This window comes from Kribbella sp. NBC_00482 (genome assembly GCF_036013725.1).
In the GTDB taxonomy this organism is placed as follows: domain Bacteria; phylum Actinomycetota; class Actinomycetes; order Propionibacteriales; family Kribbellaceae; genus Kribbella.
Genome location: NZ_CP107881.1, coordinates 5,145,049 through 5,170,499 on the forward strand (window position 1 = coordinate 5,145,049; position 25,451 = coordinate 5,170,499).

23 protein-coding genes are annotated in these 25,451 nt (G+C 67.1%); 9 read left to right on the forward strand and 14 right to left on the reverse strand.

Annotated features, from left to right (window positions below; all coding sequences use genetic code 11):
- Window positions 1–4: 4 nt before the first annotated feature.
- The 6 genes from OHB24_RS25215 to OHB24_RS25240 form a co-directional block, all read right to left on the reverse strand.
- A complete protein-coding gene (locus OHB24_RS25215; protein ID WP_327633304.1) occupies window positions 5–2,059 on the reverse strand; it encodes a PQQ-dependent sugar dehydrogenase in 2,055 nt (684 codons plus the stop codon).
- Between the two features lie 182 nt (window positions 2,060–2,241).
- The gene (locus OHB24_RS25220; RefSeq protein WP_327633305.1) at window positions 2,242–3,063 is read right to left on the reverse strand and encodes a MauE/DoxX family redox-associated membrane protein; all 822 of its coding nucleotides are present in this window, start codon (window positions 3,061–3,063) and stop codon (window positions 2,242–2,244) included.
- Between the two features lies 1 nt (window position 3,064).
- Window positions 3,065–3,667 carry a cell wall protein gene (locus OHB24_RS25225; protein WP_327633306.1) on the reverse strand — a complete coding sequence of 201 codons (603 nt, stop codon included), beginning with the start codon at window positions 3,665–3,667 and terminating at the stop codon, window positions 3,065–3,067.
- A gap of 12 nt (window positions 3,668–3,679) precedes the next feature.
- Entirely contained in the window at window positions 3,680–3,991 is a 312-nt protein-coding gene (locus tag OHB24_RS25230) for a hypothetical protein (RefSeq protein ID WP_238151085.1), read from the reverse strand.
- A 210-nt stretch (window positions 3,992–4,201) separates the two neighbouring features.
- A complete protein-coding gene (locus OHB24_RS25235) occupies window positions 4,202–5,704 on the reverse strand; it encodes an MFS transporter (RefSeq protein ID WP_327633307.1) in 1,503 nt (500 codons plus the stop codon).
- Window positions 5,701–6,246, reverse strand: coding sequence for a TetR/AcrR family transcriptional regulator (locus OHB24_RS25240; protein WP_327633308.1), 546 nt, complete (start codon window positions 6,244–6,246; stop codon window positions 5,701–5,703). Before OHB24_RS25240 ends, OHB24_RS25235 begins: the two co-directional genes overlap by 4 nt.
- A gap of 314 nt (window positions 6,247–6,560) precedes the next feature.
- Here OHB24_RS25240 and OHB24_RS25245 point away from each other — a divergent pair, with 314 nt between their 5' ends.
- Window positions 6,561–7,547 (forward strand): TerC/Alx family metal homeostasis membrane protein, encoded by a 987-nt coding sequence (locus tag OHB24_RS25245; RefSeq protein ID WP_327633309.1) that lies wholly within the window; start codon window positions 6,561–6,563, stop codon window positions 7,545–7,547.
- Window positions 7,548–7,631: 84 nt separating this feature from the next.
- On the opposite strand, the gene OHB24_RS25250 is transcribed toward OHB24_RS25245, so the two are convergent.
- Both OHB24_RS25250 and OHB24_RS25255 read right to left on the reverse strand, forming a co-directional pair.
- Window positions 7,632–8,867, reverse strand: coding sequence for an MFS transporter (locus tag OHB24_RS25250; RefSeq protein WP_327633310.1), 1,236 nt, complete (start codon window positions 8,865–8,867; stop codon window positions 7,632–7,634).
- 238 nt (window positions 8,868–9,105) lie between these two features.
- A complete protein-coding gene (locus OHB24_RS25255) occupies window positions 9,106–9,885 on the reverse strand; it encodes a GNAT family N-acetyltransferase (protein WP_327633311.1) in 780 nt (259 codons plus the stop codon).
- A gap of 33 nt (window positions 9,886–9,918) precedes the next feature.
- Between OHB24_RS25255 and OHB24_RS25260 the strand changes: the two genes are divergently transcribed.
- The 6 genes from OHB24_RS25260 (at window position 9,919) to OHB24_RS25285 (ending at window position 18,220) form a co-directional block, all read left to right on the forward strand.
- Window positions 9,919–10,803 (forward strand): phosphotransferase enzyme family protein, encoded by an 885-nt coding sequence (locus OHB24_RS25260; RefSeq protein ID WP_327633312.1) that lies wholly within the window; start codon window positions 9,919–9,921, stop codon window positions 10,801–10,803.
- Window positions 10,804–11,149: 346 nt separating this feature from the next.
- Entirely contained in the window at window positions 11,150–12,148 is a 999-nt protein-coding gene (locus tag OHB24_RS25265; protein ID WP_327633313.1) for an ABC transporter permease, read from the forward strand.
- Window positions 12,145–13,089, forward strand: coding sequence for a carbohydrate ABC transporter permease (locus OHB24_RS25270; protein ID WP_327633314.1), 945 nt, complete (start codon window positions 12,145–12,147; stop codon window positions 13,087–13,089). The genes OHB24_RS25265 and OHB24_RS25270 overlap by 4 nt, the downstream gene beginning before the upstream one ends.
- A gap of 26 nt (window positions 13,090–13,115) precedes the next feature.
- Window positions 13,116–14,777: an ABC transporter substrate-binding protein gene (locus OHB24_RS25275; protein ID WP_327633315.1), complete on the forward strand. Its 1,662-nt coding sequence runs from the start codon at window positions 13,116–13,118 to the stop codon at window positions 14,775–14,777.
- Window positions 14,778–17,066: a glycoside hydrolase family 95 protein gene (locus tag OHB24_RS25280; RefSeq protein WP_327633316.1), complete on the forward strand. Its 2,289-nt coding sequence runs from the start codon at window positions 14,778–14,780 to the stop codon at window positions 17,064–17,066. It abuts the gene before it with no gap.
- Window positions 17,067–17,206: 140 nt separating this feature from the next.
- Window positions 17,207–18,220 carry an ABC transporter substrate-binding protein gene (locus OHB24_RS25285; RefSeq protein ID WP_327633317.1) on the forward strand — a complete coding sequence of 338 codons (1,014 nt, stop codon included), beginning with the start codon at window positions 17,207–17,209 and terminating at the stop codon, window positions 18,218–18,220.
- A gap of 389 nt (window positions 18,221–18,609) precedes the next feature.
- On the opposite strand, the gene OHB24_RS25290 is transcribed toward OHB24_RS25285, so the two are convergent.
- From OHB24_RS25290 to OHB24_RS25300, 3 genes are read right to left on the reverse strand one after another with little or no spacing between them, the layout of a single operon-like run.
- Window positions 18,610–19,161 carry a dihydrofolate reductase family protein gene (locus OHB24_RS25290; protein WP_327633318.1) on the reverse strand — a complete coding sequence of 184 codons (552 nt, stop codon included), beginning with the start codon at window positions 19,159–19,161 and terminating at the stop codon, window positions 18,610–18,612.
- 5 nt (window positions 19,162–19,166) lie between these two features.
- Complete coding sequence (locus OHB24_RS25295; RefSeq protein ID WP_327633319.1) at window positions 19,167–19,589, reverse strand: carboxymuconolactone decarboxylase family protein; 423 nt, start codon at window positions 19,587–19,589, stop codon at window positions 19,167–19,169.
- Between the two features lie 20 nt (window positions 19,590–19,609).
- Window positions 19,610–20,212, reverse strand: coding sequence for a hypothetical protein (locus OHB24_RS25300; RefSeq protein ID WP_327633320.1), 603 nt, complete (start codon window positions 20,210–20,212; stop codon window positions 19,610–19,612).
- A gap of 236 nt (window positions 20,213–20,448) precedes the next feature.
- On the opposite strand from OHB24_RS25300, the gene OHB24_RS25305 reads away from it, so the two are divergent.
- Window positions 20,449–21,378 carry an endonuclease/exonuclease/phosphatase family protein gene (locus tag OHB24_RS25305; protein WP_442913999.1) on the forward strand — a complete coding sequence of 310 codons (930 nt, stop codon included), beginning with the start codon at window positions 20,449–20,451 and terminating at the stop codon, window positions 21,376–21,378.
- On the opposite strand, the gene OHB24_RS25310 is transcribed toward OHB24_RS25305, so the two are convergent.
- From OHB24_RS25310 to OHB24_RS25320, 3 genes are read right to left on the reverse strand one after another with little or no spacing between them, the layout of a single operon-like run.
- Window positions 21,367–22,008 carry a response regulator transcription factor gene (locus tag OHB24_RS25310; protein WP_327633322.1) on the reverse strand — a complete coding sequence of 214 codons (642 nt, stop codon included), beginning with the start codon at window positions 22,006–22,008 and terminating at the stop codon, window positions 21,367–21,369. The two genes, OHB24_RS25305 and OHB24_RS25310, sit on opposite strands and share 12 nt — an antisense overlap.
- Window positions 22,001–23,122, reverse strand: coding sequence for a sensor histidine kinase (locus OHB24_RS25315; protein WP_327633323.1), 1,122 nt, complete (start codon window positions 23,120–23,122; stop codon window positions 22,001–22,003). The genes OHB24_RS25310 and OHB24_RS25315 overlap by 8 nt, the downstream gene beginning before the upstream one ends.
- Window positions 23,119–23,604: a hypothetical protein gene (locus OHB24_RS25320; protein ID WP_327633324.1), complete on the reverse strand. Its 486-nt coding sequence runs from the start codon at window positions 23,602–23,604 to the stop codon at window positions 23,119–23,121. Before OHB24_RS25320 ends, OHB24_RS25315 begins: the two co-directional genes overlap by 4 nt.
- 164 nt (window positions 23,605–23,768) lie before the next feature.
- On the opposite strand from OHB24_RS25320, the gene OHB24_RS25325 reads away from it, so the two are divergent.
- Complete coding sequence (locus OHB24_RS25325) at window positions 23,769–25,448, forward strand: sodium:solute symporter family protein (protein WP_327633325.1); 1,680 nt, start codon at window positions 23,769–23,771, stop codon at window positions 25,446–25,448.
- Window positions 25,449–25,451: the final 3 nt, after the last annotated feature.

Genomic DNA, 25,451 nt, shown 5'->3' on the forward strand with positions numbered 1-25,451 from the left:
GCTGCTACGGGAACTTCAGGCGGACGATCACGTTGTCGATCGTGGAGGGGGTCCCGCCGTTCTTGTCGTTGTTGGTGGAGGTTAGCCACAACCCACCGTCCGGCGTGCGGGTGATGCTCCGCAGCCGTCCCCACCGACCGGAGAACAGCGCCTGTGGCGTACCAACACCGGTACCGGCCGAGTTGATCTTCGTCACCCACAACTGCTCGCCGGTCACGCCCGCGATGTAGATCCAGTCGTTGACGATCTCGATGCCGCTAGGCCCGGCCTGCGCGGTCGACCAGGTCCGCTTCGGCGCGATGTACCCACCGCAGTCCCCGATCGTCCCCTCGCACGCCGGCCAGCCGTAGTTCCCGCCCTTCTGGATCAGATTGAGTTCGTCCTGGCTGTTCTCACCGAACTCGCCCGCCCACAACTGACCTCGCGAATCCCAAGCCAGACCTTGCGGATTCCGATGTCCCCAGCTCCACACGTACCGCGCGTTCCCGCCCGTGCTGAAGAAGGGATTGTCACTCGGCGCACTCCCGTCCGGATTCATCCGCAGGATCTTCCCGTTCAGCGAACCCTTGTTCTGCGCGTTCCCGGAATTCTTGGCATCACCAACGGTCGCGTACAGCTTCCCGTCCGGACCGAACGCGATCCGCCCGCCGTTGTGGTACCGGTTCTTCGCAAGCCCCGTGAGTACCGGCGAGGACGTCGTACCGAGCTGCCCGTTCTCGTACTTCATTCGCACGATCCGGTTGTCGCCGGACGCCGTGTGGTAGAAGTACACCCAGTGGTCGCTGGCGAAATTCGGCGACAGCGCGATCCCGAGCAGACCGCCTTCTCCGGTGGTCGTCACCACGCCCGGCACCTTCCCGAGTGTCGTCTTCTGCCCGGCCGCCGTCACCCGCAGCACCTCGAAACGATCCCGCTCGGTGACCAGCGCAGACCCGTCGGGCAGGAACGCCACACTCCATCCGAGATCGACCTTCGCGATGTCCTTGTCGTACTCCGGAATGCCGCCAGCGCCCGTGGTCGCCGTACGGACCGTGACCGCGTTGCTCGCTCCGGACGCGTTCCCGTCAGGATCGCGCGCCTTCACGGTGAACGTGTACTCCGTGTTCGCCGTCAGCCCCGTCACGGTCGCGGTCAGCGAGCCGGTCGACGCGACCTTAGTCGAGCCCTGATACACGTCGTACCCGGCGATGCTCCCGCTGTTGTCGGTCGACGCGTTCCACGCCAGCGACACGCTGTTCGCGGTGACGCCCGTCGACCGCAGGCTCCCGGGAACGGTCGGCGGCTGCGTATCGCCGCTGCCCGGCGTGGTGAAGGTGACCACATTGCTCTGCTGCGAAGCGTTGCCTGCGGCATCGAATGCGCCGACCGAGATGTCGTACGACGTATTGGCGGTCAACGTGTCCACGGTCGCGGACAAGGTGTTGCCGTCGACAACCTTCAGCACGTTGCCGCCGCGGTTGATCTCGTACCGGACCACGCCGACGTTGTCGCTTGCTGCGGTCCAGTGGAACGTCGCGGCGTTCGATTTGATGTCGCTGACGGTCAGGTCGCCGGGCGCGGACGGGGGAGTGGTGTCGTCGGTGGTCGGGCTGACGGTCAGCTTGTCGGCGTTCGGTCCGCCGTCGGCGCTGGTCGCGCGGGCGCGGATCTTGTTCGTGCCGGCGGCGAGCTGGAGGCGGACGGTTTTGGTCTGCCAGGTGGTCCACGCGCCGGTGCCGGGGAACGTGATACCGACGGCGCCGGGCTGTCCATTGACGGTGAAGTCCATCGGCCGCGTGGCCGCCGTACCGTTCGCGTACCGCAGTGTCACGTCGGCCGGGCCGGCCGGGGCCGTCACGGTCCACTCGACGTAACTGCCGACGAGGTTGTCGTAGTTGACGAAGCCGCTGCCGGTGTAGCCGGTGTGGTTGGACTCGACCACGCCTTGCGAGACGGTCGCGTCCTCGGCCTGGTAGTCAGTGGCCGCCGCGGTCGCGGCCATGGTCACAGCTGGGGGAGCGCCGAGCCCGAGCGTGGCGACAGCCAGCGCGGTCACGGCCCAGAGCGAGCGGGGTTTCATGAGGTCTCCTGGTGTTCCGGGGCGGAGGAGCTGCAGGGGACGAACTATTAGGAAAGCTTCCTAACGATACGAAGCGCTGTCAACAGCAGGAATCCCCAGGCCATCACAATGCAGCCGCTCCCGCCACGATGAGCGTGACGGGAGCGGCGGAGGGGCAATTGTGATGGCGTGGCGGTCCGGGCCTACCCGGCGGTGGCGAGCATGGTCGGGCGGTAGAGCGTCAGGCCGTCGTCGTCGACGACCGCTACCCGGATCGACTCCGGTGTGGAGTCCTGGTGCGGTACGGCGAAGACGGCGGTCGCGCGGCGGCCGTCGTACCTGGCGGCGTAGCTCACGAACCGCCAGTCCTCCTCGTCCCAGTAGTCGTGGATGTCGGAACGCAGCAACCCGTCGACTGCGCGGTACGCCGGGCTGAGCAGGACCCGCCGCTGTGTCGCGGTGAGCGGCGTGTCGTCGGACGCCGTACCGGCGTATGGGTGGCTGAGCCGGATGCGGAACCGCCGTAACGGCAGCAACCAGTACCGGTCGAGCTCGGCGGACAGCATCGCGAACGCCGCCGCCTCGACGACCAGCACCAGCACACCCGTACCGGCCGACCACCAACCAGTTGAGGCGAAAGCCGCCACCACGGCAGTTGCCAGCAGCAACAAAGCGCGTGCGATCGCCCGCCCGCCGACAGGTTTCGCCGACGCCTTCAAGCAACCGCACGAGGCCTCAGGTACGACGATCTTCGAGTAGATGAGGAACCCTGTGAAGCCGACGGCTAGTGCACCGGCGGCAACCGCCTCGATCGCCACGAAAGGTGGTAGGAGAAGAGCGAGAGCGATGAGGGCTTCGAGAGCGGCTACGGCTTGGTAGGCGAGCTTCGCCCGCGGCTCGCCGACGAGTCGCGGTAACGCCGTACGCTCGGCCTGCTTCGGATCGGCGAACTTTCCGTACGACGACCAGAGCAGGAGCAACCCGATCAGCAGCGGCTGGGCCGCTGCCACATGTCCGGCACCCATGTCAGCTCGACGTGTAGATGGTCGCGATGTCGATCTCGTTGGTTCCCGGTCGCCAGGCGCCGATCACCTGGGCGTGCCGGCCGACCTTGAGCATCGACAGGTCCGACACCGCGGGCGTGCCGTTGTACACGGCCGCCGTGGTCCCGGACTGCACGTGCCCGACGACCTTCTGCCCGTGGTGATCGAGGTGTACGCCGTTACGCCCGATCGCCGTGATCGCGACGGTCAGGTTGACGATGTTGACCCAGACCGCCTCGGCGGCCAGGATCCCGTCCGGCAGCAGTACGCCGCGCGCGTACAGGCCGTCGCCGATCTTGGCCTGGTCGATGGTGGTCGGGCGGAGCTTCCAGACACTCGTCACAGAGGTCAGCTGGATCCGGTGCAGCCGGCCGTCGGATCCCTGTACCTGCAGGAGATCCTGGTTGCGGCCCATGATCAGGCCTTCGGCGAAGTTCGGGTCCGGCTGACCCGCGTCGGCGAACTGCTGGGGGGCGGCGAACGCCGTCTCCGGAGCGAGCGATCCCATCGCGGTTGCGGCGACCAGTCCGGTCGCACCGAGGGCGGCGCGGCTGAGCAGCGAGCGGCGGTCCATCGTGGATGTCATCTCGTTCTCCTCTCAGGCCACGTCGATGGACACGGGGGACAGGCCGCTGCTCAGGCTGAGACCGAGCGCGCTGAACGCGGCCGGCGTGAAGTCGATGACCCGGTTCGAGGCGCAGTTCCCGCCGCAGCAGGAGCGTTCGCCGCAGAACAGGTCGGTCTGCGGGCCGCAGTCGGCGATCGACGTGACGATCCGCTTCCCGGTACACGGGCTGGTGGTGGCGTGCCGGAAGCCGCAGGTACGCCGGGACATCCCGGTGATCCCGCAGCTGTCCGGACGAGTGATGGCGTAGCAAGCGTCCGAGGTGTTCGGCCACGCGTGCTGCATGCTTCCCGAGTTGCACGTCCCGCAGGCGCCGTGCCCGGCGCTTCCACAGGGTCCCCATGCGTTCCCACAACAGAACCACGAGGCTTCGGCACTGATTCCGGCCATGACACATTCCTCCAGGTCTAGGGGCGGTAAGACCTACTGGAACTCTTTTGTACTCCGATCCGGCGGAATCTCCCAGGGGTAATCGAAGAAACGGAAACTTTTTGCCTAGTGTTCGTGCGTCGAGAGCTGCTGGCCGCGGAGGAGGAACCACGCGACGACCGCGGTGATCAGCAGGACGGCAGCGCCGACGCCGGCGGCGATGGAAACCCCGTGGGCAAAGGACTCCCGCGCCGCATCGAGCAACTGAGCCGCTTCCGCGGGCGGAAGCTGTGCAGCGACCTCGACCGCTCCACCCAGCGACTCGTGGGCCGCCGCGGGCGTGCCCGCGGGACCGGTGAAGTCGCGATAGACGCCGGTGACGATCGACCCGAGCAGCGCGATCCCAAGCGCCGCGCCGAGCTCGTACGCCGTCTCGGACACCGCGCTCGCCGCGCCCGCTTCCTCCTTCGGTACGGCGGCCAGGATCACGTCGGCGGTGACGGTGAACGAGAACCCGGCACCCGCCCCGACCACGAGCAATGCCGCACCCAGCAACGGATACCCGGTGTCCTGGCTGATCGTGGTGAGCGCCGCCAACGCCAGACCGATCGCGGCAAGACCACCGGCCACGACCGCGCGCACCGAGAACCGTCGCGCCACCTGACCGGCGAGCAGACCGGCGACGATCGCACCGATCGCGGCCGGCAACTCCGCGAGCCCGGCCTCGATCGGCCGCCGCTCCTGCACCAGCTGCAGGTACTGCGACAGGAAGAAGATCAACCCCGACAACCCGAGGATCGTGAGCAGATCGGCCAGTACGGCGCTGCTGAAACCACGACTGCGGAACAACCGCAGGTCCAGCAACGGGATCGGGAGCCGACGCTGACGACGTACGAAACCGTAGAGCGCGATCGCGCCGATCACGCCCGCGGCCAGCGGGGTCCAGCCGAACCCGTGCGCCGCGAACTCCTTGATCGCATAGACGATCCCGATCATCCCGACCATCGACAGCACGACACTGATCAGGTCCCACGGACCCGGCCGCGGGTTCCGGGACTCCGGCAGCAGCTTCGCTCCGACGACGACCAGCACCGCCATCACCGGCAGGTTGATCAGGAAGACCGAACCCCACCAGAAGTTCTCCAGCAGTACGCCGCCGACGATCGGGCCGATCGCCATTCCCGCCGACGCCGCGGCGCCCCAGATCCCGATCGCGACACTGCGCTCCCGCGGATCGTGAAACAGGTTGCGGATCAGGGCGAGCGTGGCCGGCATCAGCGTCGCGCCCGCGACCCCGAGCAGTGCCCGCGCCACGATCATCAGCTCGGCCGAGTTCGCGTACGCGTTCAGCACCGAGACCGCGCCGAACGCCGTCGCGCCGATCAGCAGGATGCGCTTGCGGCCGATCCGGTCGCCGAGGCTGCCCATCGACACGAGCAGCCCGGCGAGCACGAACGAGTACGCGTCGCCGATCCACAGCAGCTGGGTGCCCGACGGCTTCAGGTCCTCGGACAGGAACGGCGTCGCGAGGCCGAGCACCGTCGCGTCGACCGCGACGAGGAGCACGGCCAGCACGAGTACGCCGAGCGCCAGCCAGCGCCTCGGCCGGGTGATGGCTTGCTGTTTCATTTCTCTCTCCGTACTGCGCCGCCGAGCAGCAACTCGGTGACGTTCGAAGTCAAGTCCTTGGGGGCCACGCGGCCTTCGCAAATGGCCCAGGCCGCGGAAACCAGCAGCCCGTAGAGCGCTTCGGTCAGCCACACCGGGCTGAGGTCGATCCGGAACTCGCCGGCTTCCTGGCCTCGCCGGAACAATGCGACCACGCGGGCGTCGAGCCGGGCCCAGCCCTCGTTCTGCTCGTTCTCGAACAACTGGTTCTCGGAGTACAGGAACGCGAGCAGTCCCGCGGCAGGCTCCAGCTCTCGCACCAGGCGCCGTACGGCGTCCGGGGCCGGGCCGTCGTCGACGGCTGCCCGCGCCGCTGCGGCCTCGCACTCGGCGATGCCGAGCTCCTCGAGCGCCCGGACCAGCGCGTCCCGCCCGGCGAACTGCCGGTTCAGTGTGGCGCGGCTGATCCCGGCGGCCCGGGCCACCTCGTCCATGGTCGCCGAGGACTTCCGCATCAGCAGACTCGCGGCGGCCCGCAGTACCTGCTCCCGATCAAATGCCATGAGACGAGCATACCTCAAATGAGACATCAGTGTCTCATCGAGATCTCTAGCGGTGAAGTCTGTATGCGGTATACGATCGCGGAGAGCGTGGCGGGTGTGACCTGGTGAACGGCGAGATGCATCGGCACCCTATACACTTGCCACGTTTGTGGAGGGGAGTATCCCGCCACGGCAGCGTCGTCATCACGGGAGGCCTGGGCGGCCGAACCGGTGCTGCCGGCCCGGACTGATCAAGCGAGATCGGCCGGGTGGGAGAGACCTCCGGACCAAGCCAGCTGTACGCCGACGTCCGGAGGTTTGTCATGGTCTCTGTCATGTCCCCTGCTGTCTGGGTGCTGACGATCGCCGGGTTGCTCGCGATCGTCGCGTTCGACCTGATCGTGATCGCGCGCCGCAACCACACCGTGACGATCAAGGACGCGACGCGCTGGGTGCTGTTCTACGTCGGCCTGGCCGGGCTGTTCGCGCTCGGGCTGTTCCTGTTCAGTCCCGGGCAGTCGGGCAGCGAGTTCGTCGCCGGCTACATCACCGAGTACAGCCTGAGCGTCGACAACCTCTTCGTGTTCGTGATCATCATGGCGCGGTTCGCCGTACCGAGCCTGGCGCAGGACAAGGTGCTGTACATCGGCATCGTGGTCTCGATGCTGCTCCGGGCGATCTTCATCCTGGCCGGCGCGGCGGCGATCTCGGCCGCGAGTTGGGTGTTCTACATCTTCGGCGCGTTCCTGGTCTACACCGCGGTCCGGCTGGCGATCGAGGGCGAGAACGAAGAGTCCGACTTCCAGGAGAACGTCGTGATCCGCGCGATGCGCCGGATCCTGCCGCTGCAGCACGACTACGACGGCGCCAAACTGGTCACCAGGACCGGCGGCCGCCGGATGCTCACCCCGCTCGTGATCGTGATCTCCGCGATCGGGATGGCGAACGTGATCTTCGCGCTGGACTCGATCCCGGCGATCTTCGGGCTCACCCAGGACGCGTACATCGTGCTGACCGCGAACGCGTTCGCGCTGATGGGCCTGCGGCAGCTGTACTTCCTGATCGGCGGCCTGCTGGAGCGGATCGTCTACCTGAACGTCGGCCTGTCGGTGATCCTCGCGTTCATCGGCGTGAAGCTGATCGTCGAGGCGCTGCACGGCTCGCACATCGACGACATCGGCGCGATCCACCTGCCGCACATCGGCATCCTGACCTCGCTCGGCTTCATCATCGGCACGCTGTTCGTCACCACGGTCGCCAGCCTGCTCAAGTCGTCGCGCGACAACCGCCGCGAAGCGATCCGCATCAAGATCGACGAGTGAACTTGTACCTGCACGCAGACACAACCCCGAATTTCGGCGGGTTTGGCTGCTGATTCGGGGTTGTGCGTGCATCCAGGTACAAAGTCAGACGGCGGTGGTACTGCGGGCTTCCTTGAGGCGTAGGTACAACGCCGGGATCGGTAGCCAGATGAGCGCGGACCCGAGCAGTGCGCCGCGCAACGACGTACGGCCGAGGGCGCCGAGCGGCGGGCCGCCGACGACCTGACCGATCGCGTTCGCCTGCGACACCATCGAGAGCACGGTCGCCCGGGAACGGGAGTCGACGTGCCGGTTCAGCCAACCGGAGTGGATCGGCATCGAGACGGTGTCGGCGATCTGCCGCAACCACAGCGCCGCGAGCGCGAGCCAGAGGTTCCCGGCGAACACGAACAGGAACATGCCGAGGACGTCCAGCGCGGCGAGCGTCGCGAGGATGCCGGTCGGGTGCGAGGCCTGCAGGCGTTCGGCGGAGAAGCGGTTCAGCAGTAGCGACGCGCCCAGCGAGAGGACGGTGCCGGCCAGCGCCAGGAGGGTGAACCAGAGCGCCGGGTCCGACGTACCGAACACGGTCGGGAAGTTGAAGGTCAACAGCTTCACCGACCACAGCCGGTCGAACGCCTCGCTGGACAGGCCCGCGATCAGGCTGATGACCACCAGCGTCCGTACGACGGGACGCCGCCGGGCGACCGCCAGACCGTGCTTGAACGTCTCCGCCATCTGCCGGAACGTCTCGCGCTCCTCGCGCGGCGTGCGATGAAAGTTCTGCTCACGCATGAACACGGCGAGCAGTAGGCCGAGCAGCATCGTCCCGGCGCCGGAGATCACCATCGGCAACGGCAGGCTGATCAGTCCGAGACCGCCGGCGGTGACCGTGCCGGCGATGCCCGCGGCCAGCGCGAACTGCTGCGTGCGGACGAACACCCGGCCGGCCCGTTCGGTGCCGATCTCGTCGCTGATCCAGGCCTGGTCGGCACCGGATGTGAACGTGTAGCCGACGCCCCACAGCACCTGCGCGGCGAGGATCGCCAGGAACGTCGGGACCAGGCCCTGGAGCAGGAGGCCGGCGCCGATCAGCACGAAGCCGATCACGATCGAGAGCCGGCGGCTGTACAGGTCGGCGACGATGCCGGTGGGGATCTCGAACAGGAAACAGGTGAGCTCGAGAGTGGTCCCGACCAGGACCATCTGCAGCGGGTCGAGTCCGGCGTCGCGGACGTAGTACACGAGGCTGAGCGTGAACGACAGGGCGGCCAGGTAGGACCAGGCGGCGTTGTAGACGTAGTACGTCCGGGTGGGGTCGGCAGACCGGTAGGAAGACATCGTCAGTAGCTCCTGAAAGCGCGTGCGGGCAGGACGAAGCGCCGACCGGCAAGGTCAAACGCTTGCGTGGCGCACGGACGGCGGCGGGGCCGCGGTTGTGCGCTTTCAGGAGCGAGTACGCATGGCGAACAGGGTAGGGGAGAAGCGGCGCGTCTGCCTTCGAATTAGCCGACCCCGGTTGGTGATCAGGGGTACTATCGGTAATGCCTGGCCCGGCCGTTCCCCCGTGATGGTCGGGTCAGGTTTCTCTTTGGCCGTCGATCGGCTTCCGGTAGCGCGGCTGCCGCTCGACGATGCGGTAGCCGGCCCTCTCGTACAGGGCGACGCTCCCGGTCGGGTTCTCCAGCACGGTCCACAGCGACGCCTGTCGTACGCCGGACTTCCAGAGCGCAGCGTGGTTGGCTCGGAGTAATGCCGACGCCAGTCCGCGCCGCCGCCAATCGGCTCGTACGCCGACCCACGGGGTGTCGTCACGCCCGCTGACCACCCACCCGGCCAGCCGGTCACCGTCCCACGCGAGCGACCACAGCCCGTAGTCCGGGAAGTCGTCGGCCACATCCTGCTCGAACTCCTCGAACGAGTCCTGCACGTACCCGAGCGAACTCCCGCCGAACACCTCCGCGTTCGCGTCGAACACAGCCCGATGATCCACCGCCGACGCAGCGCGCAACACCACGCCCTCCGGCAGTTCGCCCTCGCTCGGTGCGCTGAGCGGCATCGTCATCCGCACCCGCGTGAACGCCACCTCGTACCCTGCCGCCCGCACCAACGCCAGATCCCGCTCGGACACCGGATTGGTCCCCAACACCGCCGTACCCGAGATCCCCACCGCCGCCTCGCGGGCCTGCTCCTCCTGCCAGGCCAGGATCCGCCGCCCATACCCAAGCCGCTGGTACGCCGCCTCAACCTCACCCGTCAGCAAATACAACCGAGTTCCGTCCGCCTCGTCCCACCACCGCATCCCGGTAGCCCCCACCACAACCCCGCCAACAACCACCCGCCCACCCACAAACTCCATGCGCCCAACTATCCCAACTGCCAGGATGACGAAATGACCGCGTTGGGAGATGTGGTGCGTGCACTGGGGCTCGAGGTGACGCGGTTGGAGCCGACCCGGCCCGGTGACGAGGACTCGGTCCGCAACGGGAACTGGCATCTCTGGACCAGCGACGGCGAGCACCACATCCTCCGCCGCTACCACGTGCTGAGAACTGAAGAGGACCTCACTTATGAGGACCAGGTGCTTGATCACCTGACTGGGCGCAGTTGGTGTGTCCCAGCGCGGGTTGCCGGCCCGATCCAGTACGACGGGCGGCTCTGGGCGGTCACCCGCTTCGTACCAGGCCAACCCCACCAGGACGAGACCGCGGCGCAGCAGGCCGAGCGCGGCGAGGTGCTCGCCCGGCTGCACGCGGACCTGAGCGACCTCGACGTCGGCACGCGGGCCGGGTTCTTCCAGGCTGCGGACCTGGACGCGATGGGGGAGTTCCAGGGCTGGGACCGCGGCGTCGACCTGCTCCGCGAGCAGCGGCCTGACCTTGCGAACCGAGCGGAGCAGGCGATGGACGGCGCCAAGGAGCTGGTGCGCGAGTACGACCTGCTCGGGCTACCGCAGACGATCGTGCACGGAGACTTCGCCAGCTGGAACCTGCACTTCGACGGTGACGGCTGTCTCGCCGGAGTGATCGACTTCGATCTGTGTCACCTGGACAGTCGTGTCTGGGAGCTCGTGATCGCCAGGGCACAGCCGGACATGCTGGCCGGCTATCAGCGAGCCGCCGTCGAACCACTGACCGAACATGAGCTGACTGCGATCGAGCCGTTGCGGGTTGTGTTCCGGGTGTTGATGGTGATGGCCGAGCTCTGGAACGGCCGGCAGGCAGGCCGTTTCGACGAGGTGATGATCGACCGGCAACTGGCCCAGGCCAGGTCTTGACATGGACCGCCGTCGGCAGGTTGACTGCGACATAGTTAACAGCAGAAATAAATTGTGGATCGGTCCGGTGTCGGTGGCTCAGAGCGACCCCGGGTGTGATCGACATCTGCCCGGATCCGGTGGCGAGCCATCGGATCATTCGTCGTTCTGCGACCGGTAGTTGCTGGGGGCAACGCCGGAAAACCCTTACCTACAAGGGATCTGAGCTCATCGGTCACCGTCCGGTATCGACCCGGGCCGGAAGTCTTCCGCTGCGCCGGGGTTGTGTGTCATCCTCCGGGATAGCGAAACCCGAGATCCTATCGGATATCGGTTCCACTCCAGCGCGTGAGGGAAAGGATGCGGAGTGAGCGCAACCTTCGAGGTGAAACCGGCACCGGCGGCACCGGCGCCGCCGGCCGCAGCGACCGTCCGGAAACCACCGCGAACGAGTCGCCGGACGCAGGCCCGGCGCAGTCTCCGGCGGCACTGGCAGCTCTACCTGCTGATCGTCGTGCCGCTCGCGTACTTCGTGATCTTCAAGTACGTCCCGATCGCGAACGCCGTGATCGCGTTCAAGAACTACAGCCCGATCAAGGGCCCGTGGGGCAGCGACTGGGTCGGCTTCCGCAACTTCGAACTGTTCTTCCAGAACCCGGTGTTCTGGACCCTGGTGAAGAACACGTTCCTGCTGTCGGTCTACACGGTGCTCGCCAGCTTCCCGATCCCGATCATCCTGGCGATCGCGCTGAACGAGATCCGCAACGGCCGCTTCAAGAAGACCGTCCAGCTCGTCACGTACGCGCCGTACTTCATCTCCACCGTGGTCGTGGTCTCGATGACGATCCTGGTGCTGTCGCCGCGGCTCGGGTTCGTCAACGACGCGATCGGGCTGTTCGGCGTACCGTCGGTCGACTTCCTCGGGAACCCTGACTACTTCCGGCACATCTACGTCTGGTCCGACGTGTGGCAGACCACCGGGTACTCCGCGGTGATCTACCTGGCCGCGCTGTCCGGGATCGATCCGGCGCTGCACGAGTCGGCGCGGATCGACGGCGCCAGCCGGCTGCAGCGGATCCGGAACGTCGATCTGCCCGGCATCATGCCGACTGCCGTGATCATCCTGGTGCTCGGCGTCGGCAACATCATGTCGATCGGGTTCGAGAAGGCCTTCCTGCTGCAGAACCCGCTGAACACCGCGCAGTCCGAGATCATCGCCACCTACGTCTACAAGACCGGTCTGCTGAACGCCGACTTCAGCATGGCGACCGCCATCGGGCTCTTCAACTCGGTGATCAACCTGTTCTTGCTGCTCGGCGTGAACTTCGCCGCCAAGCGCATCACCGGAAACGGACTCTGGTCATGAGCATCACGTTGCAAGGCTTCCGCCGTACGACGAGCAAGCGGTCGGAGCGCACCACGATCGAGGAGACGCGTACCGACAAGATCTTCCTGCTCGGCGTGAAGATCATGCTCTGGATCGCGCTGCTCCTGGTCGCGGTACCGCTGATCTACATCGTCGCGAACTCGTTCAGCAGCCCGTCGGCGGTGAGCGCCGGCCGGGTGCTGCTGTGGCCGATCGAGCCGAGCCTGAAGGCGTACAAGGAGGCCTTCAGCGATCCGCTGATCATGAAGGGCTACCTGAACTCGTTCATCTACGCGATCGGCGGGACCCTGATCAGCGTCACGCTGACGATCGCGATCGCGTACCCGTTGTCCCGCCGGACGTTCTTCGGCCGGAACGTGATCATGAGCGTGCTGATCTTCACCATGCTGTTCTCCGGCGGCCTGATCCCGACGTACCTGGTGGTCCAGGACCTCGGGCTGTTGAACACCCGCTGGGCGATGGTGATCCCGAGCGCGATCGGGGTCTGGCAGGTGATCATCGCGCGGACGTTCTTCCGCAGCACGATCCCCGACGAGCTGCACGAGGCGGCCACCATCGACGGGGCGAGCGACCTGCGGTTCCTGTGGTCGGTCGTGCTGCCGCTGTCCAAGCCGGTGATCGCCGTGATCGCGCTGATGTACGCGATCTTCCAGTGGAACAGCTACTTCGACGCGCTGATCTACCTCAAGGACCCCGGCCTGTACCCGTTGCAGATCGTGCTGCGGAACGTGCTGATCCTGAACACCCTCACCGGGTCCACCACCACGACGAGTCTGGCCCAGCAGCTCGAACAGCAACAGCTGGCCAACGTCCTCAAGTACGCGCTCATCGTCATCTCGAGTCTGCCCGTACTGATCATCTACCCGTTCGTCGCCCGCCACTTCACCAAGGGCGTAATGGTCGGCGCGGTCAAGGGCTGAAGGCCCATTCAGAAAGGAACACCGCAATGCGCTCATCCGTGAGCAAGGTCGTGGCGCTGGCAGCAGCCGGCGCGCTCGTCCTGGCCGCCTGCAGTTCGGACAAGTCCGGCAAGGGTGCGGCGAACGAGACCTCGGCGGACGGCAAGGTCGTCATCGACACCTTCACGCCGTCCGACCAGAGCACCAACATGGACACCAACGCGGTGACCAAGGTCATCAGCGACAAGTTCAAGATCCAGTTCCGCTGGCAGACCACGACGTACGACGCCGGACCGGCCAAGGAGAAGCGGCAGATCTCGCTGGCCAGCGGCGACTACCCGGACCTGTTCTTCCTGATCCCGTGGATCGACGCGTTCACCCAGGCGGAGGTGCTGAAGCTCGGTCAGCAGGGCATCGCCGTACCGCTCGAGGACCTGATCAAGGAGAACGCGCCGAACATCCAGAAGGCGCTGGACTCCAACAAGGAGTACAAGGAGATGTCGACCGCGCCCGACGGTCACATCTACGCGCTCCCGCAGTGGGCGGACTGCTTCCACTGCACGTACCCGGACAAGCTGTGGATCAACAGCACCTGGCTGAAGAAGCTCGGCCTGCAGGCGCCCAAGACCACCGACGACCTGCGCAAGGTGCTCGAGGCGTTCAAGACCAAGGACCCGAACGGCAACGGCAAGGCCGACGAGATCCCGATGACGACCGACCCGCAGGACAGCAGCCTGATCGCGTACCTGATGAACGCGTTCGCCTACGACCCGGTCGGCGCGAACAACGGCGTCCGGTCGCTGCTCACGCTGAACGGCGACAAGGTCACCACGCCGGTGACGTCGGACCAGTGGAAGGAAGGCCTGAAGTACATCCACGGCCTCTACAAGGACGGCCTGATCGACCAGGCCGCGTTCACCCAGAACGCGCAGGCGCTGCAGGCCCAGGGCAACAACCCGAAGGCCGTCGTACTGGGCTCCGTGCCGGTGCTGTGGCCGGGCATCTTCGTCCAGCTGGACTCGAAGGACGGCCGCGACAAGCAGTACGACGCCGTACCGCCGCTGACCGGTCCGGAGGGCAAGAGCTACACCGGGTACAACCACCCGACCTCGACCGGGTACACGTTCATGCTGACCAACAAGGCCAGCAAGGAGGCCCAGGTCGCGGCGATCAAGATGCTCGACTGGATCTACAGCGACGAGGGCCAGATGATCACCAACATGGGCCCGGAGGGTGTCGGCTGGACCAAGCCCGCTGCCGGTGACATCGCGCTCGACGCCAGCACCAAGGCGCTGTACAAGCCGAAGCAGGACGCGCCGAAGAACATCAGCTGGGGCGCGCTCGGCCAGTACAACAACACGCTGGCCTTCCGGAACGCGCAGGTCGTGCCGAAGGACATCTACACCGGCGCCGGCCTGGAGCGGCGGCTGTGGGAGGCGACCAAGCAGTACGAGGGTCACGAGGACAAGGCGCAGTGGTTCCCGTCGACGTTCGTCTGGCCGGACCCGAGCCTGAGCGGCGAACTCGCCACGCTGCAGACCAACCTGAACACGTACGTGAACCAGAACCAGTTGGCCTTCATCACCGGTTCGAAGAACCTCGACACCGACTGGGACGCCTACGTGAAGGGTCTCGAGAGCACCGGCATGCCGCGGTACCTGGAGATCAACCAGCAGGCCTACGACAAGTACAAGTCCGGGAGCAAGTAGTTGTCCCACCTACTGTGGTTCCACGCCCCTGCGTCGGACTGGTTCGAGGCGTTGCCGCTGGGCAACGGGCACCTCGGCGCGAAGGTGTACGGCCGGGTCGCCGACGAGCGGATCGCGCTCAACCTCGACGACGTCTGGTCCGGTGACGGTCCGCGCACGCTGACCGTCCCGGACGGGCCGGCGGTGCTGGCCGACGTACGCCGGTTGCTGCTGGAGGACGGTGATCAGCTGGCTGCCACCGAGCGGACCCGTTCTCTGCAAGGGCCGTTGGTGGAGTCGTACCAGCCACTTGCCGACCTGGTGATCCGGTCGAGCGGTACGGCGTCGGAGTACCGGCGCACGCTCGACCTGAGCACTGGCGTCGTGGGCGTGGACTACACAGTGGGCGGCACCCGGTTCCGGCGCGAGACCTTCGTGTCCGCGCCGGACCAGGTGCTGGTGTGGACGATGACCGCCGATCAGCCTGGGGCGATCTCGCTGGATCTGGGCTTGGACAGCCAGCATCCGATCGCGGTGGAAGTTGCCGATGGCACCTATGGCGTCGTCGGGCGGGCGCCGTCGGATCTGACGATCGAGTACCGGGAGAGTCCGGACCCGATCCGGTACGAGGAAGGGCGCGGGATCGGGTTCGGTGTCGCGCTGCGCGCCTTCGCGGACGGAGGTTCCGTGCTGACCTCCGACGCGGGTGTCGCGGTGCGTGGGGCCTCTCGGGTGACCGTCGTACTGGCGGCGGCGAGCACGTTCGCCGGCTGGCAGGTGCCGCCGGGGCGGGATCCGCTGGTGGCGTTGAGTGCTGCGGCCGCGGTGCTGGATTCGGTTGCCGTGGAGAAGCTTCGGGAGCGGCACGTCGAGGACCATGCGTCGTTGTACGACCGGGCAGCGCTGGAGCTCGGCGTTCCTGTCGAGCTGCCGACCGACGAGCGGATCGAGGCGGTCGCTGCCGGGGGCAACGATCCGGACCTGGTCGCGCTGGCCTTCAACCTCGGCCGGTACCTGTTGATCGCGTCCTCCCGCCCTGGGACGCAGGCGGCCAACCTGCAGGGCATCTGGAACCAGGACCGGCGCCCGATGTGGGCCAGCGACTGGACCAACAACATCAACACCCAGATGAACTACTGGCTCGCCGACTTGACCGGGTTGAGCGAGTGCTTCGACCCGCTCACCGATCTGCTCGAAGGACTGGCTTCCTCGGGTGCCGAGACGGCACGGATCTTGTACGACGCTCCCGGCTGGGTGTCGCACCACAACGCTGACATCTGGCGGGCGACCTGGCCTGTCGGTGACGGCGGCGACGATCCGGTCTGGTCGATGTGCGCGACGTGCGGGGTGTGGCTGACGGCGCATCTGATGGAGCACTACCGGTTCACGGTGGACGTGGACTTCCTCCGGGATCGCGCGTATCCGTTGATCGTCGGCGCGGCGGAGTTCGTACTGGCGATGCTCGTCGACGACGGCGAGCGGTTGCAGTTCATTCCGTCGACTGCGCCGGAGCATCACTTCGTGCTGCCCTCAGGTGCGAAGGCATCGGTCGACCTCACGTCGACGTACGACATCTGGCTGATCCGTGAGCTGTTCGCGAACCTGGCCGACGCGGAACGTGTGCTGGGGTTGAGCTCGTCGTTGGCCGCGCAGGCCGCGGCTGCTCGTGATCGGTTGCCTGCGGTCCGGGTGACACCGGACGGACGGCTGCACGAGTGGCCGACGGACTGGGAGCCGTCGGAGCCGCAGCACCGGCACCAGTCGCATCTGTACGGACTCCATCCGGGTGCCGAGATCGACCCGACGCGTACGCCGGAACTCGCCGCGGCGGCTCGTGCATCGCTGGAGCTGCGGACCGCGGGTGCCACCAACGGTGGTTGGACCGCGGCTTGGTTGGTGGCGCTCTGGGCGCGGCTGTTCGAGCCGTCGAGGGCCTTCGAGGTGATCCAGGACTACCTGAGCCGGCTCGTCTCGGGCAACCTGCTGCACCGCGACGGCGACATCTTCCAGATCGACGCCAATTTCGGCCTGACCGGCTGCATCCCCGAGCTGCTCCTGCAAAGCCACACCGACCTCATCCGGCTGCTACCCGCACTACCGGCGGAATGGCCCGACGGTTCGTTCCACGGCCTCCGCGCCCGCGGCGGCCTCTCCTTCAACGCAACGTGGCGCAACGGCGTCCTGACAGAGGCCGCCGTACACGCAACCCACGCCGGCACCCACACCATCGCCCTAACCCCCGACCGCACCGTCACCATCACCCTCGCCCCCGGCCAAGGCGCCACTTTGTGCACCACATCCGCACCGTAAGCCCGCCGCCACACGGACGCGGTGCACAAAGTCACCTTGAGCCCCCACCAACCGTTTTCGGGCGGTGAAACTGGTTGGTGGGGGCTCAAGGTGGCCCTGGTTAGGGTTGCCTTAGTTGGATTGTTGTAGGGTCAGCGGTCGTGAAGAGAGCGATCGGGATTGTTGTGGCGGCCGCCGTGCTGGTGCTGGCCGGGTGTGGCGGCGGGGACACCAAGAGTGCGGACACCGGTGTCGGTGACAAGGAAGTGGCGACCGGCGGGCGGTTGTTCAAGACCGCCGACGAGGAGACCGCGAAACTCGGCTCGGACGCCGCGCCGGGCGCGTTCCCGCGGACGGTGAAGCACGCGCTCGGCTCGACCGACATCCCGGCGAAGCCGTCGCGGGTGGTCGTCCTGGACAGCGGTGAGCTGGACGACGTACTGGCGCTGGGCATCACCCCGGTCGGGATGGCGACGACGGCGGGACAGAGCGGCGTACCGTCGTACCTCGCCGACAAGGCGCAGGGCATCAAGACCGTCGGCGGGATCAGCGAGCTGAACCTCGAGGCGATCGCGGCGCTGAAGCCGGACCTGATCCTGGGCAGCAAACTGCGGGCCAACGACCTGTACACGAAGCTGAGCGCGATCGCGCCGACGGTCTTCAGCATCCGGCCCGGGTTCCCGTGGAAGGAGAACTTCCTGCTCGTCGCGGACTCGGTCGGCGAGGAGGACAAGGCGACCGCGCTGCTGAACGACTACCAGAAGCGCGCCGACGAGGTGAAGTCGAAGGTGGAGGGTACGCCGACGATCTCGCTGGTCCGGTTCCGTCCCGGCCAGATCCGGCTGTACGGCAACCTGTCGTTCATCGGCGTCATCCTGAAGGACATCGGCCTGCCGCGGCCGAAGGTCCAGGACGTGCAAGACCTCGCCGTCGAGATCTCCCAGGAGAACATCGGCCAGGCTGTCGGGGACTGGATCTTCTACTCCAGCTACGGCAAGCCCGACACCACCGACGAGACGAAGGTTGTCAACGGCAACCTCTGGAAGTCGCTGCCCGCCGTCAAGGCAGGCAAGTCGGCCCGCGTCGACGACGAGGTCTGGTTCCTCGGCCTCGGCCCGATCGGCGCGATGGACGTCCTCACCGACCTCGAGAAACTGCTCGGCCCAAAGGGCTAACAGCTGACACGTGCTGCGCTAGTTGCTACTGCGGCCGAGCACCTCCCCAGCCGGGCGCGCGTGGTACCGGAGGAACGCAGATCGGTCACGCCTTCGGCGCGGCTGTTTATTGCCGGCTCCGCCGGGCGCGGGGTGCGCGGACGAGCGGGGGTGGTTGGCGGAGTGGTTGTTTGCGGAACAAATGTTGCACCTGGTGGCAGAAATGTTCCGCAGTACAGGGACTGGGTCGCACTGGGAACAGGCGATGGGGGCTGGCGACCAGCTATTGCTTGTTCCCGGAACCCGCCGGATGTCGCCGGCACGTGAACAGTGGTGAGCGGAGCGACGAAGGATGCACCTGCGCAGCGCGCGTGGGTTGATTTCCTCGGGAAGCCACTAGGTCCGGAGGGCTAGGGCGTCAGCTTGTAGTGCAGGTGGACGAAGCCGGTGGGAAAGCGTCGTTCGGTCGCGAGTTCCAAGCCGACGGTGAGTCCGTCGGGGAGGGCTCGTGTGCCGCCGCCGACGACGACCGGGGCGAGGAAGAGGTGGATCTCGTCGACCAGGCCTGCCAAGAGGGCCTGGCCGCCGAGGTTCGCGCCGCCGATCGAGATGGCGGCATTGGAGGACTGTTTGAGCTCGGCCACGTCGTCGGGCGTGAACTCGCGTTCCAGGCGGGTGCGGGCCGTGCTGATCGCCGGCAGGCTGCGGGAGTAGACGATCTTGTCGGCGGCCCGCCAGATCTCGGCGTACTCCCGGCTCACGGGCGCGGGGTCGTCAGCGGTCTCCCAGTACGCCATCGTGGCGTACATCCGGCCGCCGTACAGATAGGTACCGATGGGCCGCTCGAGTTCGTTGACGTAGGCGTGCACCTCCACATCCGGCGCAGCCCAGTCGAAGGACCCATCGGCGTCGGCGATATACCCGTCGAGCGAGGCAATGGCCGAGTAGACGAGGTGTGCCATGGAGCTCATCCTTCCGTGACCGGCAGCAGGTTGCGTTCGGCGAAGACCTTCTTGGCGACTGTGATCGCATTGATCGCGCGGGGGAAGCCGGCGTACCCGGCGGTGTGGATGAAGGTCTCCACGATCTCCGCCGGCGTGAGGCCGACGTTGAGCGAGGTCTTGATGTGCACTTCCAGCTCGGGTTCGCAGCCGCCGAGTGCGGCCAGGATCCCGAGGGTGACGAGCTGGCGTTGCTGGGGAACGAGCGCCGGCCGGGAGTACAGGTCACCGAAGCCGAACGCCACGATGTGATGCGCGAGCGCCGGGGCGATGTCTCCGAGGCTGTCCATCACGGCAGGTGCTCCACCACCGTCGATGCCACTCATAACCTCCAGCCCACGCTGGTACCGCGCCTGCTCTTCCGCACTGCCGATGTCAGGAGCCGTCATGTCCCGACGGTATCCGGCCGTCAGTCCTCGACTCGGCCGCGGTTGGTGACGTGGATGTGGGGGGCTCGTTGGGCGATGGCGGTGACCAGGTCGTCGTACGGGAGGGAGCGGGCGAGGATCTCGTGGGCTCCGGGCCAGGGGCAGGACGGGCCCCAGGCCTTGGTGCTGCGGGGGAGGGCGTCCTCGTCGACGAGCATGACCACCAGCCGCGGCTCCCAGGTCTCTTCACTGTCCTGGAGTTCGAGCCGGCAGACGCCGCGGACCTCGTCCCAGGGGATCGTGCGCGGTTGCTCGCCGCCGAGGTAGATGCCGGCGTCGTCCACGGTCAGCAGTACGTCGTCGACGTCCTCCTCGCGGCGCTCCTCCAGCGCGGTGATCGCACCGACCACGAGCAGGATCGGCAGGCCGACCGCGAAGATCAGCGGCGTACCGCCCCAGCCCAGCCACACCGCCTCGAGCGGTTCCCGGATCGACGCGTCCCGGATCGCCTGCACCACGACGATCGCGAGCGTCAGCGCCACCATCACGCCGAACACCACGGTGCCGAGCGCGAGCGCGGTCTTCGTCGTACCGAGCCCGTGGCGCTTGACGACGAACGGCTCGGTGATCTGCGCTGACGGCATACGGGCATTGTGCGATGCGGTCACCCGAAGGCACCAGAGCTCTCCCGTCATCCTCATGGATTACTCATCATTCCGGTGCCGGACGATCGTTCCTACGGATGAAATCGCCGTACCTGACGGTGCACGGACTTTGGTCCGGCCCCGCCGTCCGCAACAATCGCTGCATGCCGGACCGCCAGACAGCTGTCGCCAGTCGCAAACCGCCGCCGCCGCGCACCGGCGCGCGGCGGAGGAAGATGGGTGGCATGTGGCGACGCGGCTGGGTGATCGCGGTGCTGGCGATCCTGTCGGCGCTGCCGCTGCTGTTCCACCGTTACGTTCCGAACTCGGTCGGCAACCTGGGCAGCCTGCTCGACACCTTCCTGCCCTGGGTCGGCCTCGCCGTACCGGTCCTCGCTGTCGCGGCCCTGGTACGGCGGTCCGCGACGGCCGGTGTCGCGCTGCTGGTGCCCGCGCTCGTGTGGGGCCTGATGTTCGGCAACCTGCTGGTCCCGGGCAAGGGCGGCGGGGGAGCGTACGACCTGCGCGTGCTGACGCACAACGTCGACGCTGCCAACCCTGACCCGGAGAAGACCGCCAAGGACCTGATCGCGGCCGACGCCGACGTGATGGCGCTCGAGGAGCTCACCTCGTCGGACCTGAAGGTCTACAAGGCCGCCTTCGCCGAGCTGTACCCGTACCAGGTGTCCCGCGACACGGTCGCCCTCTGGTCGAAGTACCCGGTCGTCGAGACCAAGTCCGTCGACGTCGGCTTCAAATGGACCCGGGCGCTCCGCGCGGAGGTCAGCACGCCGGAGGGCAAGGTCGCCGTGTACGTCGCGCACCTCGCCTCGGTCCGCGTCGGCACCAGCGGGTTCACGTCGGACCAGCGCAACGACACGATCAAGGCGCTCGGCCGGCAGATCGCCGACGAGCAGCTCGCGGGCGTGATCGTGATGGGCGACTTCAACGGTACGGCGACCGATCGCAGTCTCGCCCCGCTGACGGCGGGCCTCCGCTCGGCGCAGGGCGCGGCCGGCACCGGCTTCGGGTTCACCTGGCCGGCGAAGTTCCCGATGGCGCGGATCGACCACATCCTGGTGCGCGGCGTCACCCCTACCAAGGCCTGGGTGATGAGCTCGACCGGCAGCGACCACCGCCCCGTCGTCGCCGAGCTACGAATCTGACGCGATCCCCTTGCGATAGGCGTACCGCACGGCCTCCGCGCGGTGCCGGGCGCCGATCTTCGCGAACGTGTTGTTGATGTGCGTCTTCACGGTCGCCTCGCTGATGAACAGCCTCCCCGCGATCTCCGGGTTGCTCAGGCCCTGCGCGATCAACCGCAGTACCTCGGTCTCCCGGGCCGTCAGCCCATCGGTCTCCTTGACGGTCGGTGCGAGTCCGGCGATCAAACGCTTCGAGACCTCGGGATCGAACGTGGACTGTCCGGCGGCGGTCGACCGTAGCGCGGCGCCGATCTCGGCGCGGCCCGCGTCCTTGGTGAGGTAGCCGCGGGCTCCGGCGCGGAGGGCGTTCGCGATCGAGGCGTCGTCGGCGTACGTGGTGAGCACGAGTACGGCGACGTCCGGGAAGTCGGCCGTGATCCGCGCGGTCGCCTGCGTCCCGTCCAGCACCGGCATCCGCAGGTCCATCAGCACCACGTCCACGTTGCCCCGGGCAACCAGGTCGACGGCCTCGACACCGTTCGCTGCCGCGCCGGTGACCTCGACGCCGTCGATCAGCCCGAGTAGAGCGACCAGTCCTTCTCGTACGACCTGCTGGTCGTCCGCCACGACCACCCGGATTGCGTCACTCAACGTCCGCCACCACCAACCAGTCGTCGCCGTCCGCACCTGCCGTCAATGTCCCACCCACCAGAGCGAGCCGCTCCCGCATCCCAGCCAGCCCAAAACCCTCACCACTCGTCACACCCTTGTTCCGGACGGACAGCCGGACGCCGTCCTGATAAGCGAGCTGCATCTCCACCGCCTGGCCAGGTGCGTGTTTGGCCGCGTTGGTCAGTGCCTCGCGAGCCGCACCGAGCAGTGCGACCGTCACACCGGAGTCCAGCCTCTTCTGCGCACCTGTGACAGTCAGCCGTGCAGGAGAACCATGGTCCTTCTCATGCTGCCCTGCGAGGTCAGCCAGCGCTGCAGGGAGCTCAGGGACCTCATCTGCCCGCAGCGCAGCTACAGCGTTCCGCGCCTCAGTCAGCCCCTGTACGGCGAGCCGGCGTGAGCGACGTACCCGCTCCAGTGCACCGGCCGTGTCACCACGCTCATCCAGCAGTGCCTCGGCTACCTCGAGCTGAACGCTCAGTGCACCCAGCGAATGCGCCAGTACGTCGTGCAGGTCCCGAGCGATCCGTCCGCGTTCCTCCAGCGTGGCTGCGCGGGCGTGCTCGCTCTGCGCCAGCCGGGTCTGCTCCAGCAACTGCTCGGTCTGCCGCGCCTGCACCTCGTACTGGCGCCGGTTCAACCCGAAGGCGGTCAGTACGGCGGTCCAGAGCAGCTGGGAGAAGTACCAGGTGTCCGGCTGCCCGAACCACCACGCGGAGCCCGCGTACGCCGCCGCGACGCCGATGCCGACAGCAACGATCGGCCGGTTGCCGCGGCGCCCGAAGTCGATCACGGCGATGTCGGTGATCGCGACCAGCACCAGGACCAGGGCGTTCGACTGCGGGTAGCCCGCGATCAGTGCGTTGCTGACCGCGACGGTGGCTAGCAGTGCTAGCGAGACGTACGCCCGTGCCGTCATCAGCACCGAGCCGACCACGAAAAGGGCGAACGTGACACCGAGCACGACCCAGACCCAGGCTGCCGCGGGACGCGCGGTGGCCAGAACGGCGACCGCGACACCCGTGGTGAGCAGCCGGCCGACCCAGCCGCTCTCACCGTGCGGACGGGGCGGCAGCAGCGCCTTCAGCTTCACTGGTTGGTGTACTCCTCGGCCATCTGGCTCGCCTTGCTCTGAATGATCAGCGACTGGGTCAACAGGTTCGCACCCATCGAGACCATCAGCGCGCCGCCGCCGGCGACCGAGGCGCCGAGCAGGTGACCGAGTCCCGCGAGCCCGAGCCGGACGACCAGGTACGCCACCATGATGCCGAGCCCGGGCATCCCGAGCCGGAAGAAGACCTTCCCGGCGCGCCGCTCGACCTTTGCGACGCGGCCCGAGCCGACGCCGGCGACGAGTGCGAGCGCGGTGCCCACGACGAGCAGTACGACGTCAAGGACGCCGAGGCCGGTGTGCCGGTCGTACAGCTGGTAGACCCCGACCCCCATCAGCACGACAGGGCCGCGCCACACGTCGGTGTCGGAGTTCTCCAGCTCGGACCAGGACAGCCGCCGGGCGAGCACGACGACCACGACGGCGATCACGACGAGTGCGTTGGGCAATGTTCCGAAGCTCATGTCACGGACGGTAGGTCTGCCCGGTCTTCCCGGGGGACCGACCACGGGTGGAGATTCGGGTGGAGACCGTCCATCGCCGGGTCGCCGCCCGCTTGGTTGAAAGTAGGAGTAACGTTCCTGAGCGGTAACAACACGATCTGTCACACCGGCGGTGCGGAGGCCCGATGCTTGCCCAACAATCCATCCTCAGACTGGATGCCACGGCGATCGACTACATCATCATCGCCCTCTACTTCGTCTTCGTGCTCGGTATCGGGTACATGGCCAGACGCGCGGTGTCGAACAGCCTGGACTTCTTCCTGTCCGGCCGGTCGCTGCCGGCCTGGGTCACCGGCCTGGCGTTCATCTCGGCCAACCTGGGCGCGATCGAGATCATGGGCATGTCGGCGAACGGCGCGCAGTACGGCATGCCGACCGTGCACTACTTCTGGATCGGCGCGATCCCGGCGATGCTGTTCCTCGGCGTCGTGATGATGCCGTTCTATTACGGCTCCAAGGTCCGCAGCGTGCCGGAGTTCATGCTGCGCCGGTTCGGGAAGCCCGCGCACCTGGTGAACGCGATCAGCTTCGCCCTGGCGCAGGTGCTGATCGCGGGCGTGAACCTGTTCCTACTGGCGACCATCGTGAACGTGCTGCTCGGCTGGCCGATCTGGGTGTCGGTGATCGTCGCCGCCGTGATCGTGCTCAGCTACATCACGCTCGGCGGACTGTCCGCAGCGATCTACAACGAGGTGCTGCAGTTCTTCGTGATCGTCGCCGCGCTGCTGCCGCTGACCCTGGTCGGCCTGCACAAGGTCGGTGGCTGGCAGGGCCTGGTCGACAAGGTGACCGCGTCGCCGGGCGGCAGCGAGCAGATGTCGGCCTGGCCGGGCAACGCGCTGAGCGGGTTCGGCAACAGCTTCCTGTCGGTGATCGGCATCGTGTTCGGCCTCGGCTTCGTGCTCTCGTTCGGCTACTGGACGACGAACTTCGTCGAGGTGCAGCGGGCGATGGCGTCGAAGAACATGTCGGCGGCCCGGCGGACGCCGATCATCGGGTCGTTCCCGAAGATGTTCGTGCCGTTCATCGTGATCATCCCCGGCATCATCGCCGCGGTGATCGTGCCGGAGATGGCGCAGTTCAAGGCCACCGGCAGCGGCGAGGTCGACTACAACGACGCGATCCTGCTGCTGATGCGCGACCTGCTGCCGAACGGCATGCTCGGCCTCGCGATCACCGGTCTGCTGGCCTCGTTCATGGCCGGTATGGCGGCCAACCTGAGCTCGTTCAACACCGTGATGTCGTACGACATCATCGAGCGTTACGTGATCAAGGACCGGCCGGACGCCTTCTACCTGCGGACCGGCCGCTGGGTGACCGTCGCGGGCACGGTGATCGCGATCGGCACGGCCGCGATCGCCTCCGGCTACAGCAACCTGATGGACTACCTGCAGCAGCTGTTCTCGTTCTTCAACGCGCCGCTGTTCGCCACGTTCATCCTCGGTATGTTCTGGAAGCGGATGACCGCGGCGGCCGGCTGGATCGGCCTGGTCAGCGGTACGGCGACCGCGATCACCGTGTTCGTTCTTTCGGAGAACGGCGTCATCAACCTGCCCGGGCAGGGCGCCAGCTTCGTCGGCGCCGGCGCCGCCTTCGTGGTCGACATCCTGATCAGCGTCCTGGTCAGCACGATGACCCGGCCCAAGGAGGACTCCGAGCTGGTCGGCCTGGTGTACTCGCTGACACCGAAGGAACAGCGCACCGAGGTCGCGGTCGCCGGTGACCACGGCTGGTACCGCAAGCCGGTCCTGCTGGCAGGCATCTCGCTGGCGATGACCATCGTCCTGAACATCGTCTTCGGCTGAGGG